The 19,004-nt window shown below is 69.0% G+C and carries 15 protein-coding genes and 2 riboswitches; of the genes, 8 read left to right on the top strand and 7 right to left on the bottom strand.

The genetic code is table 11. The features are described 5' to 3' along the window. Nucleotides 1–4 precede the first annotated feature (4 nt). The 3 genes from cobBC to AWC18_RS00065 all read left to right on the top strand — a co-directional run bounded on the left by cobBC (nt 5) and on the right by AWC18_RS00065 (nt 5,624). Nucleotides 5–2,359 carry a bifunctional hydrogenobyrinic acid a,c-diamide synthase/histidinol phosphate aminotransferase CobBC gene (gene cobBC, locus AWC18_RS00075; protein WP_234806382.1) on the top strand — a complete coding sequence of 785 codons (2,355 nt, stop codon included), beginning with the start codon at nt 5–7 and terminating at the stop codon, nt 2,357–2,359. After that, on the top strand, nt 2,356–3,285 hold the full coding sequence (locus AWC18_RS00070; RefSeq protein ID WP_085136898.1) for a cobalamin biosynthesis protein CobD/CbiB: 930 nt from the start codon (nt 2,356–2,358) through the stop codon (nt 3,283–3,285). Before cobBC ends, AWC18_RS00070 begins: the two co-directional genes overlap by 4 nt. A 161-nt stretch (nt 3,286–3,446) precedes the next feature. After that, nucleotides 3,447–5,624, top strand: coding sequence for a glutamine synthetase III family protein (locus tag AWC18_RS00065; protein WP_064996610.1), 2,178 nt, complete (start codon nt 3,447–3,449; stop codon nt 5,622–5,624). Between the two features lie 68 nt (nt 5,625–5,692). Here AWC18_RS00065 and AWC18_RS00060 read toward each other — a convergent pair whose 3' ends face one another. Then, on the bottom strand, nt 5,693–6,112 hold the full coding sequence (locus AWC18_RS00060; protein WP_064996609.1) for a nitroreductase family deazaflavin-dependent oxidoreductase: 420 nt from the start codon (nt 6,110–6,112) through the stop codon (nt 5,693–5,695). Between the two features lie 14 nt (nt 6,113–6,126). Then, nucleotides 6,127–6,417, bottom strand: a complete 291-nt coding sequence (locus tag AWC18_RS00055; protein ID WP_046320826.1) for an antibiotic biosynthesis monooxygenase family protein — start codon at nt 6,415–6,417, stop codon at nt 6,127–6,129. Between the two features lie 120 nt (nt 6,418–6,537). Between AWC18_RS00055 and AWC18_RS00050 the strand changes: the two genes are divergently transcribed. After that, the gene (locus tag AWC18_RS00050; RefSeq protein ID WP_064996608.1) at nt 6,538–6,984 is read left to right on the top strand and encodes a hypothetical protein; all 447 of its coding nucleotides are present in this window, start codon (nt 6,538–6,540) and stop codon (nt 6,982–6,984) included. On the opposite strand, the gene AWC18_RS00045 is transcribed toward AWC18_RS00050, so the two are convergent. From AWC18_RS00045 to cobN, 4 genes are read right to left on the bottom strand one after another with little or no spacing between them, the layout of a single operon-like run. Further along, entirely contained in the window at nt 6,970–7,704 is a 735-nt protein-coding gene (locus tag AWC18_RS00045; RefSeq protein ID WP_085136896.1) for a cobalt-precorrin-6A reductase, read from the bottom strand. The genes AWC18_RS00050 and AWC18_RS00045 overlap by 15 nt on opposite strands. Continuing rightward, nucleotides 7,701–9,161, bottom strand: a complete 1,461-nt coding sequence (locus AWC18_RS00040; RefSeq protein WP_085136894.1) for a cobyric acid synthase — start codon at nt 9,159–9,161, stop codon at nt 7,701–7,703. Before AWC18_RS00040 ends, AWC18_RS00045 begins: the two co-directional genes overlap by 4 nt. Beyond that, complete coding sequence (gene cobF, locus AWC18_RS00035; protein ID WP_085136892.1) at nt 9,161–9,898, bottom strand: precorrin-6A synthase (deacetylating); 738 nt, start codon at nt 9,896–9,898, stop codon at nt 9,161–9,163. The genes AWC18_RS00040 and cobF overlap by 1 nt, the downstream gene beginning before the upstream one ends. Further along, on the bottom strand, nt 9,895–13,476 hold the full coding sequence (gene cobN / locus AWC18_RS00030) for a cobaltochelatase subunit CobN (protein ID WP_085136890.1): 3,582 nt from the start codon (nt 13,474–13,476) through the stop codon (nt 9,895–9,897). Before cobN ends, cobF begins: the two co-directional genes overlap by 4 nt. 83 nt (nt 13,477–13,559) lie before the next feature. Next, a riboswitch (cobalamin riboswitch) is annotated at nt 13,560–13,692 on the bottom strand. Then, nucleotides 13,680–13,868, top strand: a riboswitch (cobalamin riboswitch). It overlaps the preceding riboswitch by 13 nt. 37 nt (nt 13,869–13,905) lie before the next feature. Between cobN and AWC18_RS00025 the strand changes: the two genes are divergently transcribed. The 4 genes from AWC18_RS00025 to AWC18_RS00010 are packed head-to-tail and all read left to right on the top strand — an operon-like array spanning nt 13,906 to nt 18,492. After that, entirely contained in the window at nt 13,906–15,096 is a 1,191-nt protein-coding gene (locus tag AWC18_RS00025) for an ABC transporter substrate-binding protein (RefSeq protein ID WP_085136888.1), read from the top strand. Then, a complete protein-coding gene (locus tag AWC18_RS00020) occupies nt 15,093–16,133 on the top strand; it encodes a FecCD family ABC transporter permease (RefSeq protein ID WP_085136886.1) in 1,041 nt (346 codons plus the stop codon). The genes AWC18_RS00025 and AWC18_RS00020 overlap by 4 nt, the downstream gene beginning before the upstream one ends. Next, nucleotides 16,130–17,887 carry an ATP-binding cassette domain-containing protein gene (locus AWC18_RS00015; RefSeq protein WP_085136884.1) on the top strand — a complete coding sequence of 586 codons (1,758 nt, stop codon included), beginning with the start codon at nt 16,130–16,132 and terminating at the stop codon, nt 17,885–17,887. The genes AWC18_RS00020 and AWC18_RS00015 overlap by 4 nt, the downstream gene beginning before the upstream one ends. 14 nt (nt 17,888–17,901) lie before the next feature. Further along, nucleotides 17,902–18,492 (top strand): DUF7676 family protein, encoded by a 591-nt coding sequence (locus tag AWC18_RS00010; protein ID WP_085136918.1) that lies wholly within the window; start codon nt 17,902–17,904, stop codon nt 18,490–18,492. A gap of 75 nt (nt 18,493–18,567) precedes the next feature. On the opposite strand, the gene AWC18_RS00005 is transcribed toward AWC18_RS00010, so the two are convergent. Further along, nucleotides 18,568–19,004: PPW family C-terminal domain-containing PPE protein (locus AWC18_RS00005; protein ID WP_474627356.1), on the bottom strand; the 437-nt coding region annotated here is incomplete at its 5' end.

The following is a 19,004-nucleotide window of genomic DNA, read 5'->3' as shown; positions in this document are numbered from 1 at the left end:
CGTGGTGGGCACCTCCCTGCCCCGTCTGGTCGTCGCTGCGCCCGCATCCGGGCACGGCAAGACCACGGTGGCGGTCGGGCTGATGGCCGCGCTGTCCGCCCGCGGCATGCAGGTCAGCGGCCACAAGGTCGGCCCGGACTACATCGACCCCGGCTATCACGCGCTGGCCACCGGACGGCCGGCCCGCAACCTGGATCCCTACCTGGTGGGGCCGCAGCGCATCGTGCCCTTGTTGCTGCACGGCGCGGCGGGCGCGGATGTCGCGGTGATCGAAGGCGTCATGGGGCTCTTCGACGGGCGCCTGGGCACCGGCGGCGAGGCCTCCACCGCCCATGTCGCTGCGCTGACGGCTACGCCGGTGGTGCTGGTGGTCGACATCTCGCACGCCTCGCGGACGCATGCGGCGGTGGTGGCCGGCCTGGCGGGTTTCGATCCGGCGGTCCACGTCGCCGGGGTGGTGCTGAACAAGGCCGGCAGCTCTCGACACGCCGAGGAAGTGGTTGCCGCGTTGCGCCCCAGCGGCATTCCGGTGCTCGGGGTGCTGCCGCGCGACACAGCAGTTCACACGCCGTCGCGGCATCTGGGCCTGGTGCCGGCGGCCGAGCGCGACGAGTCGGCCGCCATGATCACTCGGCTGGCCGAGCTCATGCGGCAGTGTGTGGATCTGGACACGCTGCTGGAACTGGCAGGGCGGGCTCCGGGTTTGGCTGGCAGCGCCTGGGACCCCGCAGCTCAGATCACTGCCGCGTCGGGGCGCCGGCCGGTGGTGGCCGTCGCTGCCGGGCGGGCGTTCACGTTCGGCTACACCGAGACGTTCGAGCTGCTGCGCGCCGCCGGTTGCGAGGTGGTGAGCTTCGACCCACTCACCGACACGCGCCTGCCGACCGGCACCGCGGGCATCTACCTGGGGGGCGGGTTCCCCGAGGTCTACGCGGAGCACCTGGGCGCCAACACCGCGTTGCTGGGTGCGCTGCGGGCCGCGATCGCGGCGGGAGTGCCAACCGTCGCCGAGTGTGGCGGGCTGGCGTACCTGTGCCGGCGAGTTGGTGACGACGACGGGGTCGGGGCCTTGCCGGGCTGTGCCGCGATGACCCCGCGTCTGACGCTGGGCTACCGGGAGGCCACTGCGGCGACCGATAATCTGCTGGCGCGAGCCGGCGATCCGGTCACCGGCCACGAATTCCACCGCACTGAAGTCACTTTCGATCGCGCCGTCGACGCGGCCTGGCAACTTCCCGGCGGGCCGGACGGCTACGCCTCCGCGAGCCTGCATGCCTCCTACCTGCACACGCATTGGGCCGGGCACCCAACGCTGCCGCAGCGTTTCACCGAGGCGGTGCACGGCTTCGGCGGCCCCGATCTGCACCATCACGGCGATGTCGAGGCGGCACCTGGTCTGCTCGATTTCGCAGTCAACGTCTACGCCGGACCACGCCCGGACTGGCTCGAGCGCGCCCTGCACGCCTCAATCGACGATGCAGTGGCGTACCCGCAGGCATCGGCGGCCCGCGCTGCGTTGGCCGCCCGGCATGGTGTCACCGCCGCGCAGGTACTGCCCACTGCGGGCGCGTCGGAGGCCTTCGACCTGGTGGCCCGCATGCGGCCGTGGCGTTGCCCGGTGGTGGTACATCCGCAGTACACCGGACCGCATGCCGCGCTGACCGCCGCGGGTCACAGCGTCACCACCGTGATGTGCCGGGCCGACGACGACTTCGCGCTGCACCCCGATGCGGTGCCCGCCGACGCCGACCTCGTGGTCGTGGGCAACCCGACCAACCCCACCGGCGTGTTGCATCCGGCGCAGACACTGCGCCAACTGCTGCGCCCCGGCCGGGTGGTGCTGGTCGATGAGGCCTTCCTCGATGCGGTCCCCGGTGAGCCGGAGACTCTCTGCGGACATCGGCATCCGGGGCTGCTGGTGAGCCGCAGCCTGACCAAGCACTGGTCGATTCCCGGGATTCGCGCGGGATACCTGCTCGGTGACCCCGCGCTGCTCTCCGAGGCGGCCCGACTGCAGATCCCGTGGTCGGTGTCGGCCCCGGCGCTGGCCGCCATGCGCGCCTGCTCGGATGAGCGGGCGGCGCGCGAAAGTGACCGCCGGGCCCAGCAGTTGGCGTCCTGGCGGGCGCACCTGGCTGCGGGCCTGGCCGCACGCGAGGTGCGATTCGTCGCAGGCCCGGCTCCATTTGTGCTGGCCCAGGCCGGCCCCGGCGCGCACACGGCGTTGCGCGAGAGCGGCATCGCCGTGCGACGTGCGGACACCTTTCCGGGCCTGGACGACAGGTGGGTGCGGATCGCGGTGCGGCAGCCGGACCTGACCGATCAGCTGCTGGCCGCACTCGACCGGGTTCGGCAGTGAATGCGGGCCGGGCGCTGGGCCTGGCGCTTGGATTCGCCGCCGACCGAGTCTGGGGTGATCCACGACGGCTGCATCCGGTCGCCGGATTCGGGGCGTGCGCGCTGACAATGGAGCGGCGGACCTATCGCGACACCAGGGCGAGCGGGATCGCCCATGTTCTGATGCTCGTCGGCGGCGCCGTCGGACTGGCATATGCGGCCGAGCACGCCGCACGAACGCCCTGCGCGCGCACGGTACTGACCGCCGCAGCCACCTGGGCAGTCCTGGGCGGGCGATCACTGGAGCGCGAAGCCGACGCCGTACACGCCTTTTTGGCCGCCGGCGACCTGGACTCGGCCCGTGCCCGCGTGCGCAACCTGGTCGGGCGCGACACCACAGCGCTGGAACCCGATGAGATCGCCCGGGCCGTCGTCGAATCCGTGGCGGAGAACACCTCCGACGCGGTGGTGGCGTCGTTGGTGTGGGGGGCGGTGGCGGGCGTTCCGGGGCTGGTCGCGCACCGCTGCGCCAACACACTGGATGCCATGATCGGCCACCGCAATGCCCACTACGGCCGGTTCGGCTGGGCAGCAGCGCGGCTGGATGATCTGCTGGGCCTGCCGGCTGCCCGGTTCAGCGGTGTCCTGGCGGCTGCCCTGGGCCCTGATCCCGCAGGCGCGCTGCGGGCGTGGCACCGCGACGCCCGGCGTCATCCCAGTCCCAATGCGGGGGTAGTCGAGGCCTCGTTTGCCGGGGCGCTGGGCCTACAGCTCGGTGGGGTGAACACCTACTACGGGAATCGGCGGGAAGATCGGGCACGGCTGGGTTGCGGTCGGGCCCCCGTGCCGTCGGATATCCCGCGGACGACCCGGCTGGCCCGGCGGGTGGGCGTCGGCGCCCTCATGGCTGCGGTGACGTGGTGCCTGGCATCGGGGACCAAGAGGTAACAAACAATTGACGGCCCCTCCGGCCGCGACTGCGGGCGCCCGTCGACGGCCTGGCAAATATGCCCGGACCCGAATTGGGCCTGTCACACGTCTGTAACAGCGCCGCCATCAAATCTTCCTAGGGTGAAGCAACTCACGCACATGTAACGATAGGAACTCCATTGAGTGGAAACAGCACCCGCTCCCAGGCGATTGCACAAGTCGAAGCCCGTGTGCCCCCCGCCTGCAGCTTCGACCCCGAGCAGGCCCCGGGTGAGATCTTCGGCGCCAACGTGTTCACCAAGGCGGAGATGCAACGTCGGCTGCCCAAGGCGATCTACAAATCGGTGATAGCGACCATCGAAAAGGGCGCCAAGCTTGACCCGACGGTGGCCGACGCGGTTGCCGCCGCGATGAAGGACTGGGCGTTGGAGCGGGGCGCGACCCACTACGCGCACGTGTTCTATCCGATGACGGGGCTGACCGCCGAGAAGCATGACAGCTTCCTCGAACCGGTTTCGGACGGGCAGGCGCTGGCTGAATTCGCCGGCAAGACCCTGACCCAGGGCGAGCCGGACGCCTCCAGCTTCCCGTCCGGTGGCCTGCGATCGACGTTTGAGGCCCGCGGCTACACCGGCTGGGATGTGACCAGCCCCGCCTACATCCTGGAGAACCCGAACGGCAACACGCTGTGCATCCCCACGGTGTTCGTCTCGATGACCGGTGAGGCGCTGGACTACAAGACGCCTCTGCTGCGCAGCCAACAGGCCATGGGCGTGCACGCCGAGCGCATCCTGAAACTCTTCGGGCACACCAACCTGGAAAAGGTGGTCTCATTCTGTGGCCCCGAGCAGGAGTACTTCCTGGTCGACCGGCACTTCTTCGTGGCGCGGCCCGACCTGCTCACCGCCGGGCGCACCCTGTTCGGCGCCAAGCCGCCCAAGGGGCAGGAGTTCGACGACCACTACTTCGGCGCGATCCCCGAGCGGGTGCTGGGTTTCATGATGGACACCGAGCGGGAGCTGTTCAAGCTCGGCATTCCGGCCAAGACTCGCCACAATGAGGTCGCCCCGGCTCAGTTCGAGGTGGCCCCGATGTTCGAGCGGGCCAATATCGCCTCGGATCACCAGCAGTTGATGATGACGGTGTTCAAGACCGTCGCCAAGAGGCACGGTATGGAGTGCCTGTTCCACGAGAAGCCCTTTGCCGGGGTGAACGGCTCCGGAAAGCACGTCAACTTCTCGGTGGGTAATGCCGACTTGGGCTCGCTTCTGGTGCCGGGTGACACTCCGCACGAGAACGCTCAGTTCCTGGTGTTCTGCGCGGCGGTCATCCGTGCCGTCCACAAGTTCGCCGGGCTGCTGCGCGTTTCGGTGGCATCGGCCACCAACGACCACCGACTGGGCGCCAATGAGGCGCCGCCGGCGATCATCTCGATCTTCCTCGGCGATCAGCTCGCAGATGTCTTCGAGCAGATCGCCAAGGGCGCTGCGACGTCGTCAAAGGGCAAGGGCAGCATGATCATCGGCGTCGACACGCTGCCGGAGCTGCCCACCGACCCGGGCGACCGCAACCGCACCAGCCCCTTTGCCTTCACCGGCAACCGATTTGAATTCCGGGCACCCGGTGCAAATCAGACCGTGGCCGTGCCGATGATCATCCTGAACACGATCATGGCCGACTCGTTCGACTACATGGCCACCGTCTTGGAGAAGGCCGTGGCCGGTGGCGAAGACTTCGACAGCGCGGTGCAGAAGCTGCTGACGGACATCATCACCGAACACGGCGCGGTGGTCTTCAACGGGGACGGCTACTCGGAGAACTGGCAGGCTGAGGCCGCCGCGCGCGGGCTGCCCAACCTCAAGACCACCCTGGACGCCATCCCGGAACTGATCAAGCCGGAGGCGATCGAGGTCTTCGAGAAGTACGGCGTCTTCAACGAGCGCGAGCTGCAGAGCCGCTACGAAGTGCGTCTGGAGCAGTACGCGCTGACCATCGGTGTCGAGGCCAAGCTGGCACTGGAAATCGGGTCGACCATCATCCTGCCGGCCGCGGTCCGCTATCAGACCGAGCTGGCGCAGAACGTCGCAGCATTGACGGCGGCCGGTGTGACACCGAATCTGACGCTCCTGCAGTCGGTCTCGGAGCCGATCGATGCGCTGACCGAGGCCCTGGGCGCCTTGAAGGCGGCACTGTCCGATCATTCGGCGGAGTCCGCGCTCGAAGAGGCCACGCATGCCCAGAAGGCGCTGTTGCCGGCCATGGAGGCTGTCCGGGCCGCCGCCGACACGTTGGAGAGTGTCGTGGCAGACGACCTGTGGCCGCTGCCGACCTATCAGGAGATGCTCTACATCCTCTAGATCCGCGGGGATTGGTCTGAATTCTTCGCCTGGGGTGGGTCTCTATGAGAGACGCACCCCAGGCGAAGTCATTTCTTGATCAGCTCGACGACCGGGATGACCCGCTGGGTGCGTTCGCGGTAGGTGGCGAAGCCGGGATAGCGCTTGGCTTGGATCCCATAGAGCCGGTCATGCTCGGCGCCGGTGATCTCGACCGCCGTGACCGCAAAGGTGTCGGTGCCGAGTTCGACCGTCGCCGAGGGATTGGCCCGCAGGTTGTGATACCAGCTCGGATGATTGTCCTTGCCCTCGTTGGACGCGAACACGAAGATCCGATCGCCCTCCGGGAGATACATCATCGGGCTGGTGCGCGGCTGTCCCGATTTGGCCCCGGTGGTGGTCAGCAGCAGGACCGGGGCCCCTTCGAATGGACCGCCCAGCTTTCCTCCGCTGCTGCGGAACTCCGCGATGTTACGGGCGTTGAACTCCAGGGTGCGCTGTGCGTCCACGGGCGACCATCTCCTTAGTCGATACCCACGAAGTGCTCGATCACCGGCGGCGATTCGTAGAAGCCGTGCAACAGCGCACGCCACTGCTCGAACTCCGGCGACTTCCGGAACCCCTCGGTGTGCGCCTCAATGTTCTCCCACTGCACCAACAAGAGGTACAGATTCGGCGACTCGACCGACCGGGACATCGAAATCCCGAGGAATCCGGGCGCAGCGGAGATCAACGGTCGTGCCTTGGCGAAGGCTGCTTCGAAGTCGGCTTCGCTGCCGGGCCGGATGGGCAGTACTCCATGTTCCACAATCACGCCTGCCAGTCTGCCCGACGGCGTCGGTGGCCGGGATTACCGCCTAAAGACCCTTGTCTGTTACCGAATGACACAGATACGTTGGCCGCGACAGCCACAGATTTCCCTGGAGGTGATGGGATGAACGCCCTGGCAGCGGCAGTCGTCTTTGTCTGGTTGGGCATGGTGCTGGCGATCTCCTTCCTGGAGGCGCCACTGAAGTTCCGAGCTCCGGGGATCACCCTCGCGCTGGGGCTCGGTATCGGCCGGCTGGTGTTCCGGGCCCTCAACGCGGTGGAGATCGTGTTCGCCGCGGTGGTGGTGTTCGCGGTGGCCACCGCCGCCCCGGGGCCGATCGCGCTGGCCGGAGTCGCCGTAGCGGTGGCGGTGCTGAGCGGGCAGATTCTTCTGGTCCGGCCCCGATTGCGCCGCCGCTCGGATGCGGTGCTGGCCGCGCAGACCGCACCACCAGGCGGAATCATCGAGCGCTCCCGCGCTCACTACGCCTACGCGGGACTGGAGGTGGTCAAGGTCGCCGCACTGTTGACCGCGGGCGTCGCCCTGCAGCTCGCCTCAATCGCCGGCTAGCACCCAGGCCACCACGCGCTCGACGTCGTTCACCGTGGGCACTCCCGCCGGCCGGGCCGGGCGGCGCACGACGACCACCGGCAGGCCGAGTTGTTCAGCGGCCAACATCTTCGGCCAGGTGTATTCGCCCCCCGAGTCTTTGGTGACGATGACGTCCGCGCCGTGATCGCGCAGCAGGGCGAGTTCTCCGGGCAGCGCATAGGGCCCCCGGTCCCTGATCACCGACCAGCTGGGCGGCAGGCCGATCGACGGGGGCGCGACCACGCGCGCTACAACCGCCGCGCCGGCCAGCGCCGGCAGGTATGACGACAGGTGCTGACGCCCAATGGTCAGCACGGGCCGGTTCCCCAGCCGGGCTGCGAGCTGGCCGGCGTGGGCGTGCGAGTCTGCCCAGTGCCACGCCTGGCCGGCCCGCTGAACCCAGCCGGGCCGTTCCAGCCGCAGCAGTGGCCGGTCGGCCGCGGCGCACGCGGCGGCCGCATTGGCTGACATCGTCGTCGCGAACGGATGGGTGGCGTCCACAACGGCGTCGTAGTCGGCCAACGCCGCTCGCAGACCCTGGATGCCGCCGAAGCCACCGATCCGTACCGCCCCGACCGGCAACCGTGGATCGGCGACCCGGCCGGCCAACGACGTTGTGACGTCGACACCCGCGGCAACCAATTGATCGGCCAGTGCCCGTGCCTCGGCGGTACCGCCGAGCAGCAAGAGGCGCGTCACGGTGCCCCCGGCGCCAGGAACGGCAGCCTGGACGGCGCCCCGCCCAAGGCCAGCTGCAGCAGGGCATCGACGTCCAGGTGCTCCTCGATCAGATCCCCGAGCAGATCCAGCCGGCGTTCCCGGGCGGCGGGAAAAGCGACCGGCGACGCCGCCAGCCCCAAAGCCTCGGCCAGGAACGCCGCCCGCCATGCGTCGGCCTCCAGGCACCCGTGCCGCATGGTGCCGAAAACCTGGCCGGTGCGGACACCACCGGGAAACGCCTCGTCGGTCCCGGCTGCTGGGCCACGGGTGATCTGACCGTGGTGGATCTCGTAGCCGCCGTCGGAAAGCCGCAGGATTTTGGCGGCGGAAAAGCGGGTTTCGATGTCGAGCAGGCCCAGCCCTGTCACTTCGGCGGGCGCGCCCTCGATACCGTCAGGGTCACGGATCTTCTTCCCCAGCATCTGGAAACCTCCGCAGATCCCCAACACGGGCTTGCCCGCGGCGACGTGCGCGGCGATCGCGGCATCGATTCCGCGCGAGCGCAGCCATGCCAGATCGTGGATCGTGGCGCGAGTTCCCGGCAACACCACCAGATCAGCGTCGGAGACCCCACGCGGGTCGGCGGCGAACACCACGTCCAGGTCGGGTTCTAGGCCCAGTGCGTCGAGGTCGGTGAAGTTGCTGATCCGGGGCAGCCGGATGACCGCGACCCGTCGCGCCCCAGCCCGCACCGAGCGTCGACCGTCCAGATCGAGTGCGTCCTCGGAGTCCAGCCACAGCTCTGGATGCCACGGCAAGGTGCCGAAGACACGCCGGCCGGTGAGGTGCTCCAGATCCGCCAGGCCGGGCTCCAATAGACGCAGCCGGCCCCGGAACTTGTTCACGATGAACCCCGCCACCAGCGACTGGTCCTCGCTCGACAGCAGCGCGACGGTGCCGAAGAACGCCGCGAACACCCCGCCGCGGTCGACGTCACCGACGACTACCACCGGCAGACCGGCGTGCCGCGCCAAGCCCATGTTCACGTAGTCGCCGGCGCGCAGGTTGATCTCGGTGGGACTGCCCGCCCCTTCGGCGACGATCACGTCGTAGCGCCCGGCGAGATCGTCGTAGGCACGGTGCGCGGCCGCAGCCAGCTCGGCGCGGCCGTGCATCCAGTTCGACGACGACAGGGTGCCCCACGGCCGGCCCATGAGCACCACATGGCTCTGCTGATCACTGCCGGGTTTGAGGAGTACCGGGTTCATCGTGGGATCCGGCGTGGCGCGCGCGGCGAGCGCTTGAATCCACTGCGCCCGGCCGATTTCCGTGGGCAAGCCATCGGCGTCGACACACACCATGGAGTTATTCGACATGTTCTGCGCCTTGTAGGGCGCCACCCGCACCCCGCGGCGGGCCAGCGCCCGACACACCCCGGTGGCCACTACGGTCTTGCCGGCATCGCTGGTGGTTCCGGCGATCAAGATTCCGGCCATCAGATCCGCCGCACCAGGAACACATCCATCACCCAGCCCGCCTCGGCCTTGGCTGAGGCTCGGGCGGCCGCGATCTGGCCCACGACATCGCGGACCCGGCCGCTGACTAACCGTTCCCCCGCCGCCCCGAGGTTGGCGGCCCACCAGATCGTCCAGTCGCCCAGCGCGGACAGGTCGAGCTCATCCGGGTTTAGCATCGCGACGATGTTGTCCTGACCGGCAGCAGCAGCCTGCGGCAGCCGGCGTCCGGTGGTGATGTGCACCGGACGGCCCACCTCATGCAGCACGATCCGATGCCGGGCGGCCAGCAGTTGCGGGGCGCTGATCCCCGGCAGCACGTCGTAATCCAGATCTACCCCAAGGTCTTTCACCCGATCGACGATGCGGATGGTCGAGTCGTACAGGGCGGGGTCGCCCCAGACCAGGAAGGCGGCCACCCCACCGCGGGCCCGCAGCACGTCGGCGTAGCACTGTGCCCGGGCGGCATGCCAGTCGGCCACCGCGCGGGCATAGTCGGGCTCCGTGAGCGCCGGGGAGCGGTCGCGCACCGGGTCGGCGACCGCGACGATGGGAACAGAAGGTACGTAGGTGTCGACGACGGCACGGCGCACTGCCAGAAGACCGTCGTCGGAGGACTTCTCGGAGGCGACGACATAGTCGGCCGACCGCAGCGCGCTGGCGACCTCGGCGGTGACGTGCTGCGGTCCCATACCGATGCCGAGAATCCAGACTTTCACCGATCCTCCAGGTCGCCCTCAACGTCTAAGTAAGCCTGCCGCAACGCCGCCATGGTCTCGGGGTCGGGGTGCTCCCACAGCCCGCGGTCGACGGCCTCGGTCAACCGTTCCACGATGCCCTGCAGCGCCCAGGGGTTGGACTTGTCGAGGAACTCGCGTGTCTGCGGGTCCAGCACATACTCGGCCGCGAGCCTTTCGTACATCCAGTCGTGCACCACACCGGCGGTGGCGTCGAACCCGAACAGGTAGTCGACGGTGGCGGCCAGCTCGAAGGCGCCCTTGTAGCCGTGCCGTCGCATCGCGGAGATCCAGCGCGGGTTGACCACCCGGGCCCGAAACACCCGGGCGGTCTCCTCGGCCAGGGTGCGGGTCCGGATGGCATCCGGCGAGGTCGAGTCCCCCACATAGGCTTTCGGGTCGGCACCGGACAACGCCCGCACGGTGGCGATCATGCCGCCGTGGTAGACGAAGTAGTCGTCGGAGTCGGCGATGTCATGCTCGCGGGTGTCGATGTTCTTGGCGGCCACCTTGATCCGGCGGTAGTTGGTGCGCATGTCCTCGGTTGCGGGCGCGCCGGCCAATCCACGTCCGTAGGCGAAGCCACCCCAGGTGGTGTAGACCTCGGCAAGGTCCTTGTCGTCGCGCCAAGTACCGGCCTCGATCACCTGCAGGATGCCCGCCCCGTAGGAACCGGGCGCCGAGCCGAAGATCCGGATGGTAGCGCGGCGCTGATCGCCGTGTTCGGCCAGGTCGGCCCGAGCATGCGCGGCAACGAAGTTGACGTCCGCGGGCTCATCCAGAGTGGCGACCATCTGCACCGCGTCATCGAGCATCGCCACCACGTGCGGGAAGGCATCCCGGAAGAACCCGGAAATGCGCACCGTCACATCGATTCTGGGACGCCCCAACTCCTCCAGAGACATGACCTCCAGCCCCGACACGCGTCGAGACGCCTCGTCCCACTCGGGTCGCACTCCGAGCAGGGCCAGCACCTCGGCGACGTCGTCGCCCGAAGTACGCATCGCCGAGGTCCCCCAGACCGACAACCCGACAGACTCCGGGTAGCCACCGGTGTCATCGAGGTAGCGACGCACCAGCGAATCCGCCATCGCCTGCCCGGTCTGCCACGCCAGCCGCGACGGCACGGCGCGCGGGTCGACGGTGTAGAAGTTGCGGCCCGTCGGCAACACATTGACCAAGCCCCGCAGCGGCGACCCGGACGGTCCAGGCCGGACAAAGCCGCCGGCCAGCGCATGCAGCACCGACCCCAGCTCTCCCGACGTTCCGGCCAGACGCGGAACCACTTCAGTGGCAGCGAATCTGAGCACTCGGCACACCTGCGGGTCGGGATGCAGTGTGTCGGCCGCCCCGGCCTCCCAGCCGGCGGCCTCCATGGCCTCGACCAGCTGCCGTGCGCGGCCCTCGATCTCGTCGACGGCGGCCGCGGTGGCGTCGTCCTTGAGTCCCAGCGCAGCCCGCAGGCCGGGCACCGCGCGGTCCACCCCACCCCAGACCTGGGCGGCGCGCAAGATCGCCAGCACCAGATTCACCCGCGCCGGGCCCACCGGGGCACCGCCCAACACATGCAGCCCGTCCCGAATCTGGGCGTCTTTGATCTCACAGAGCCAACCGTCGACGTGCAGCAGGAAGTCGTCGAACTCGTCATCGTCGGGCCGCTCGTCCAGGCCCAGGTCGCGGTGCATCTCCGCGGCCCGCATGAGGTTCCAGATCTCGCCCCGGATCGCCGGCAGCTTGGCCGGGTCCATGCTCGCGATGTTGCCGTACTCATCGAGCAGCTGTTCGAGCCGCGCGATGTCGCCGTAAGACTCGGCGCGCGCCATCGGCGGAATCAGGTGATCGACGATGATGGCGTGCGCCCGCCGTTTGGCCTGGGCACCCTCGCCGGGGTCATTGACCAGGAACGGGTAGATCAGGGGCAGGTCGGCGATCATCGCATCGGTGGCGCAGGCCGACGACAGCGCAGCGGTCTTGCCGGGCAGCCACTCCATCGATCCGTGCTTGCCCAGGTGGATCACCGCGTGCGCACCGAAACCTCTTCCCAGCCAACGGTATGCGGCCAGGTAGTGGTGACTCGGGGGCAGCTCCGGGTCGTGGTAGATCGCCACCGGGTTCTCCCCGAAGCCGCGGGGCGGCTGAATCATCAGCACGATGTTGCCGGATTGCAGCGCGGCCACCACGATCTCGCCGGCGTCATTGACGAACAGCTTGCCCGGCGCCGGCCCCCACGCGGTCGCCATCGCGTCGCGCAGCTCATCAGGCAGCTGGGCGGTCCACTGGGCATACTGCTGCGCGGTGACCCGCACCTGAGCATCGGCAAGCTGCGCGGCAGACAACCAGTTCTCGTCCTGGCCCCCAGCATCGATCAGGCTGTGGATCAGCCGATCCCCGGCCGCAGCCTCGTCTGCGATGTCCAACACCCCAAAGCCGTCGCCGACGTCATATCCCTCTTCAGCCAGCCGGCGCAGCAGCCGCACCGCCGAGACGGGCGTGTCCAGACCGACCGCGTTGCCCACCCGGGAATGCTTGGTGGGGTACGCCGACAGCACCAAGGCCAGCTTCTTTTGTCCATTCGGGATACGCCGCAGCGCAGCGTGATTCACCGCGATCGCCGCCACCCGGGCGCAGCGCTCAGTATCGGCGACGTAGTGCGGCAGCCCGTCGTCGTCGATCTCCTTGAAAGAGAACGGAACCGTGATGATCCGGCCGTCGAATTCCGGGATGGCGATCTGGGTGGCCGAGTCCAGCGGACTGACGCCGTCATCGTTGGCCGCCCAATCCGCCCGCGACGATCCCAGGCACAGACCCTGGAACACCGGCATGTCCAGTGCCGCGATGCGTTCGATGTCCCAGGCGCCGTCGTCGTCGCCGGCACTGACACTGGCAGTGGCGTTCATCGCTCCACCGGCGGCCAGCATGCTCACCACCACCGCATCCAGCCCGCCGAGCGCCTCGAAGAGCTCATCGGGGGCATTGCGCAGCGACGCGGCGAAGATCGGCACCCCGACCGCGCGGCCGGTGGCGTCGATCGCGTCGGCCAATGCGTGCGCGAAACCGGCATTGCCGCTGACCTCGTGGGCCCGGTAGTAGAGCACCCCGACCCGCAGCGCGTCCGGGCCGCCCACCGTCGTCCGCTGGCCGTACCCCCAATCCGGGATCACCGCCGGCTCTTCGAAACCCTCCCCGGTCAGCAGCACCGTGTCACACAGGAATGCGTGTAATTGAGCGAGGTTGGCCGGCCCGCCTTCGGCGAGATACGCGTGCGCCTGTGCGGCCAGCCCGATCGGGACGGTGGAGCACTCCATGAGCTCGGCGCTGGGTGACCGCTCCCCTCCCAGCACCACCAGCGGCAGCCCGGTGGCGCGCAGCAGGCCCAGCTCGTCGGTGATCTCGGCGGACGAGCCCAGGATGCGCAGCACCACGACATCGACGCCGTCGAGCAGCGGTTCGATGTCGTGACGCGACGGGTTCCCGAGGCGATACGCCGCGCCGCTGGCCCGCGCGGACAGCAGATCGGTGTCGGACGTGGACAGCAACGCGATGCGCCGTGCCTGAAGCATCGAAGGACCTCCTCGGGGTTCTCGCCCCTCGTCGTCGGATGCCTCGTGACCGTATCTGGCTGGGGGCGCGCTGTGCCCATGGCGTTGACCTGCTGCGCCCGGCTTCGCCGCGCTGGCAGTCAACGCGTGCCCCATCACAGTGGCGGAACCGCCCCGGAATCACACCGGGTTCCTGACGCCACGAGACGGCGGCCAGCCTAACCCAGAACGGCATGCGAGAATGTCGCCGGTAAGGCGATGACGATTGAGGAAGCCGGTGCGAATCCGGCGCGGTCCCGCCACTGTCATCGGGGAGCGACCCTCATCAGCCACGGCCCGCCACACGTGGGGCTGGAAGGCGAGGCGAGCAGTGATCCGAGAGCCAGGAGACTCACGTCATCGCGTCCTGCGTACCGGGGCGGTGTACCCCGAGGAAGCTGACTCACGCCCATGCTCCATGCGCTGCGGGTAGTCCCCGCGCTGTTGACGGCGCTGGCCACCGTGTTGGCCAGCTGCTCCGATGCACCCTCCTCCCAGGTGCACGAGGCGCGTGCCGGCTGCATAACCGACTTCGATCCGGCCGCCGACTACTTCCCGGTCAAATCGACGCTGACCGAGGCCACCAATTTCGCCATCAGCTACCACGGCAGCTATCAGGTGTTGACCGTCGAACGTCCGTACCTGGGCGGCAAACCGGTGACCTACGTGCTGGTGCGCTGCGGGGCTCCAGCGCCGGCCCTGACCGGTGAGCTCGCCCACGCCCCGCGGATCACCGTGCCGGTGCACAGTCTCTACTCGGGCTCGACGACGCACCTGGCGATGATCACCGAGCTCGGCCAGGCCGGTGTGGTCACCGGGGTGGCAAGCCCGGCCGCGGTCGCCGACCCGCAGATCCGCGCGCGGATCGCGGCTGGCCAAATCGTCGGGTATGCCTCCGGTGGGCAGATCAACGTCGAGAGCGTGATCGGCGCCGGCCCCGACGTGGTAGTCACCGAGGGAGTCGACGATCCCGGCCATCCCAAGCTGCGCGACGCCGGAATCCCCGTGGTGGCCGACGCCGAATGGCTGGAATCCACGCCGCTGGGCAGGGCCGAGTGGATCAAGGTGTTCGCCGCGCTGACCGGCACCGAGCAGCAGGCCGGGCAGATCTACGCGTCGATCCGCGGCAGCTACCAGGCCCTGGCGGCCCAAGCCGCCTCCGCCCAGCCCGTCGATGTTCTGGTCGGCACCATGTATTCGGGCACCTGGTCGATGCCCACCGGTGACAGCTATTCGGGCAGGCTGGTCGCCGACGCCGGCGGTAGCTACCCATGGCTGTCTGCTACCGGCTCCGAGAGCAGGCAGTTGAACTTCGAGTCGGTGTACGCCCAGGTCGGCACCGCGCCATTGTGGTTGGTGACCGAAAACTGGCAGAGCCTCGATGACGCGGTGGCACGCGACAGCAGATACGGCGAACTGAGCGCGGTGCGTACCGGCCAGGTGTGGTCGGCGACCAAGGCGGTGACTCCCGACGGCGGCAACCTCTACTGGGAACGCGGCACCGCGCGACCGGATCTGCTGCTCGGCGACCTGGTCGCGATCCTGCACCCCGAGCTGGCCGGGCGCCACGAGTTCGAGTTCTATCGGCGGGTGCAGCGGTGAAGCCGCGTATCGCCGTGGTGCTGACCGCGCTCGCCGCCGCGGTGGCGTTGTTGGCCCTGCTGGGGCTGGTACTGGGCCCGGTGCGGGTGCCGATGGCCGACACCGTCCGGGTGCTGGTGGGCGCCGAGGCGTCCGATCCGCGCTGGCAGGTGATCGTGTGGAACATGCGCCTACCGCGGGTCCTGACCGCGCTGGCGGCCGGCTCGGCACTGGGGGTCGCGGGCCTGCAACTGCAGACCCTGTTCCGCAACACCCTCGCCGACCCCTACATCCTGGGCGTCAGTTCCGGCGCCAGCCTGGGCGTCGCCCTGGTGGTGCTGCTCGGTGGTGCGGCCGGCGGGGGTTTCACCACCGCGGTTGCCGGTGCCAGCCGTGCCGCGGAGGTGCTCGCCGCGGCGCTGGGGGCAGCGGCCATGCTCACGCTGGTCCTGGTGCTCTCGCGGTGGACCCGCTCGGCGGCCACCCTGCTGCTGATCGGTGTGATGATCGGCGCGGCCAGCACGGCACTGGTGAGCCTGGCGATGGTGTACTCCGATCCGCAGCGGGTCCAGCAGTATCTGTTGTGGGGCCTGGGCAGCTTCGCCGGAACAGGATGGGCCGATCTTCGGCTGCTGCTGCCGCTGGTCGCCATCGGCCTGGTGACCGCGACCCTGACCATCCGGCCCCTCAATGCCCTGCTGCTCGGTGAGAGCTACGCGGCGACCATGGGCATCCATGTGCACCGGGCCCGGGTAGCCACGGTGGTGTCCGCATCGCTGCTGGCGGGAGTCACGACCGCGTTCTGCGGGCCGATCGCGTTCCTAGGTCTGGTGGTGCCGCACGTGGCTCGCATCCTGGCCCGCACCTCCGATCACCGCGTGGTGGTGCCGACGGTCATGTTGCTGGGTGCGGTCGCCGCGCTGGGCTGCGGGATCATCAGCCAGGTGCCCGGCAGTGACTTGGTCATCCCGATCAATGCGGTGACCGCGCTGGTCGGAGCCCCAGTGGTGATCACCGTGCTGTTGCGGGGTCGTCGCGGCCCGGGGTTGGCATCATGAACCCGGCGCCGGCGGTGGAGCTTGCCGGGCTGGCGATCGGCTACCGCAACCGCCGTCGGCCGGTGACGGTGGCGGCCGGACTGGCCGCCCAGGCCAGCCGAGGCGAGCTGACCGTGCTGATCGGCCCCAACGGCGCCGGCAAATCCACCCTGATCCGCACCCTGGCCGGGCTGCAGCCCGCGCTGGGCGGACGTGTGCTGCTCGACGGCGCAGACCTGACCGCCCTGCCGCGCGACGAGCTGGCGCGCCGGGTTGCGGTGGTGCTGACCGAGCGCATCGATCCGGGTTTCCTGTCGGCACGGGAGTTGGTCGGACTGGGCCGCATCCCGCACCTGGGCCTGGGTGGACGGTTACGCCCGGCCGACGAGCAGATCATCGACTGGGCGCTGGCGGCGACCGGAGCCCAACATCTGGCCGCACGGCCGGCCGCCGAACTGTCCGACGGCGAATGCCAGCGCGTCCTGACCGCGCGGGCACTGGCCCAGCAGCCCGGTCTGCTGATCCTCGACGAGCCGACCGCATTCCTGGACGTGTCCTCGCGGGCCGCGCTGTTCGGGCTGCTGCGCACGCTGGCCCGCGAGCAGCAGCTGGCGGTGGTGCTCAGCACGCACGATCTGGAGTTGGCACTGCGGGTGGCCGACCGGGTGTGGCTGATGGATCCGGCGGGTGCTCTGTTGGACGCCGTCGGCGAGGAGCTGATGCTGTCCGGCCGGATCGGCGAGATGTTCGGCAACGACACCTTGCGCTTCGATGTGGCCAGCGGCATGTTCGAGCTCAGTTCCCGAGCCGACCGCGACGGTGCAGCGCGCACCGCCCGTGTCGATGCCGACGAGCCGTTGCGTTCGGCGCTGGCCCGGGTGCTGTCCCGGGAGGGCTGGGAAATTGGCGAATCCGCCGAGATCGTGCTCTCTGCATCCGATCCCGGCACCATCACGGTGCACAGCGCGGACACCGAGCAGGTCAGCTCACTGCGCGATCTGCCCCAGCGGTTGCGCGCACTGGCGACATCCCCGCATCGCTGCGCTCCGACGCAGCAGACGATCACGGCCTTAGCCGAATTGACTTCCGTCAGTTCCTATTTCGCGGTCTCGACGGGAGTTGCCGACAAAGCCGACTGGCGACCGGTGGCGCAGCTCTATTCCGACCCGGAGTTATTGGCGGGCACGCTCTCCCACGTGCAGGAACGGATCCGCGCTTCGGACCTCCGGGTGGCGGCGTCCACTTTTTTCCTGGGGTACGCCGCACGCCTGTGGTCGATCGGACTGGGCGGGCTGGCCGAGCACGGGCTGCTGATCGATCTGGACCCCGAGCAGCTCTGCTACGCCGCTTCGGCAGGCACTATCCAGCTGCACCTGACCGATCCCCTTGCCTGGCAGAGCTCTACGGGTTCTGAGGCGCTTGAAGTGTCGCTGGCCGACATGATCGTGACACAGCATCTCAAGCCGCTGGTCGCCGCGGTGCGAGTGATCACTCCGATCTCCGAGCGGCTCCTGCTGGGCAACGCCGCCAGCGCCGCCCTGGGCGCCGCCCGGGCCTTGAGTTGGCACCACGGGGCAGACCTTGCGACCGAACCGAGTTGGGCTCTGGCCCGCCGCATGTGCGAGCACGAATACCTCAACAGCGCGGTATGTTTCAGCGACTCCGGCACCGACTACCGGCGCAACAGTTGCTGCCTGTTCTATCGCACACCCGGTGGCGGACTGTGCGGCGACTGCGCACTGACCCACAAACCGCAGACCCGTATAACCCTGTGAAAGAAGGGATCTCCATGACCGAGAACACCGGCACCGTCGTCGCCGATCCTCCGATCGTCGATACCGAAGACCGCGGCCGCGAACAGCTCTGGCCGTTGCCCACCGACCAGCAGAGCCTGCTGGATCTGCTGCATTTGTGCTTCGACGAATACTGGGACCAGATCTGGTTCGGCATCATCATGGAAGGCGCCGCGTGGGAGGTGGCGGCCCCCAACCCACCGCGCAAGATCGGCATGCTCGACGGCTACGCCACCATCGATTTCGGCCGCTGGCACTTTCACCTGTGCATCGGCAAGCATCGCGCCAGCGGCTCGGAGCTGGGCCGCATCCGCCGCTGCCGCCGGGCCGAGCTGTACCGCCGTATCGGCAAGGATGGCAACCCGCAGTCGTGGGGCGTGCGGCTCTACAACGGGCGCGACGAGCAGATGATGACGGTGATGCTGCCCAACCCGTTCCTCACCAACGACCAGCAGATGCGCGACGAGCCCGAATGGGCGCAGCTGGAGCTGTGGGACAGGCTGCGCGAGAAGTACCTGGGGCTGGGGCCCGACCCGCTGGACCGCGGCGGGAATCGGATTCGCTGCGGCGAGTCCGGGGCAAGGTGATGTTGAGTTTGCGTCCAGGGCTGTGCGCGGAGAGCGGGAACAGCCCTGGACCCAATTTCATCGCCGCCGTCCCGTCTAGTCCGGTTCGGTCGGCCAGGTGTTCGGCATCATCGGGCTGACCGCGCCGCTGCCGAACCCGTCGTCGGCCAGCGCGGTCAGGCCGCCCGGCCGCGCACTGGGCACCTGACGGGCGCCACCGGCGACGCCGTGCGCCCCGACACCGCGACTGGAGGCGACCACGCTCACCGGCTCGGGTTCGAGGTCCATGTACTCGTGGCCGCGGCCCAGCATTCCGACCTTCGCCCGACGCCGCCTCCGATGCTGAGTCGCCTGCTGCGCCGGCTCCTCCGCGGGCGCCGCGGCACTGTCGGGTTTCGGGGCCGCCTTCTTCCGGGAGCTGGTGCCCGAGCCGCGTCGCGCACCCATGTCCAGACCGCCGACCAGGTACATGTAGGCCGGCATGGTGACCGATGGTGGCCCGGCCGGGGTCGGTGGCGGGGCCACCATCGGTC

The organism is Mycolicibacter nonchromogenicus (genome assembly GCF_002101775.1).
Classification (GTDB): domain Bacteria; phylum Actinomycetota; class Actinomycetes; order Mycobacteriales; family Mycobacteriaceae; genus Mycobacterium; species Mycobacterium nonchromogenicum.
This window is presented reverse-complemented; position numbering and strand designations above follow the sequence as displayed.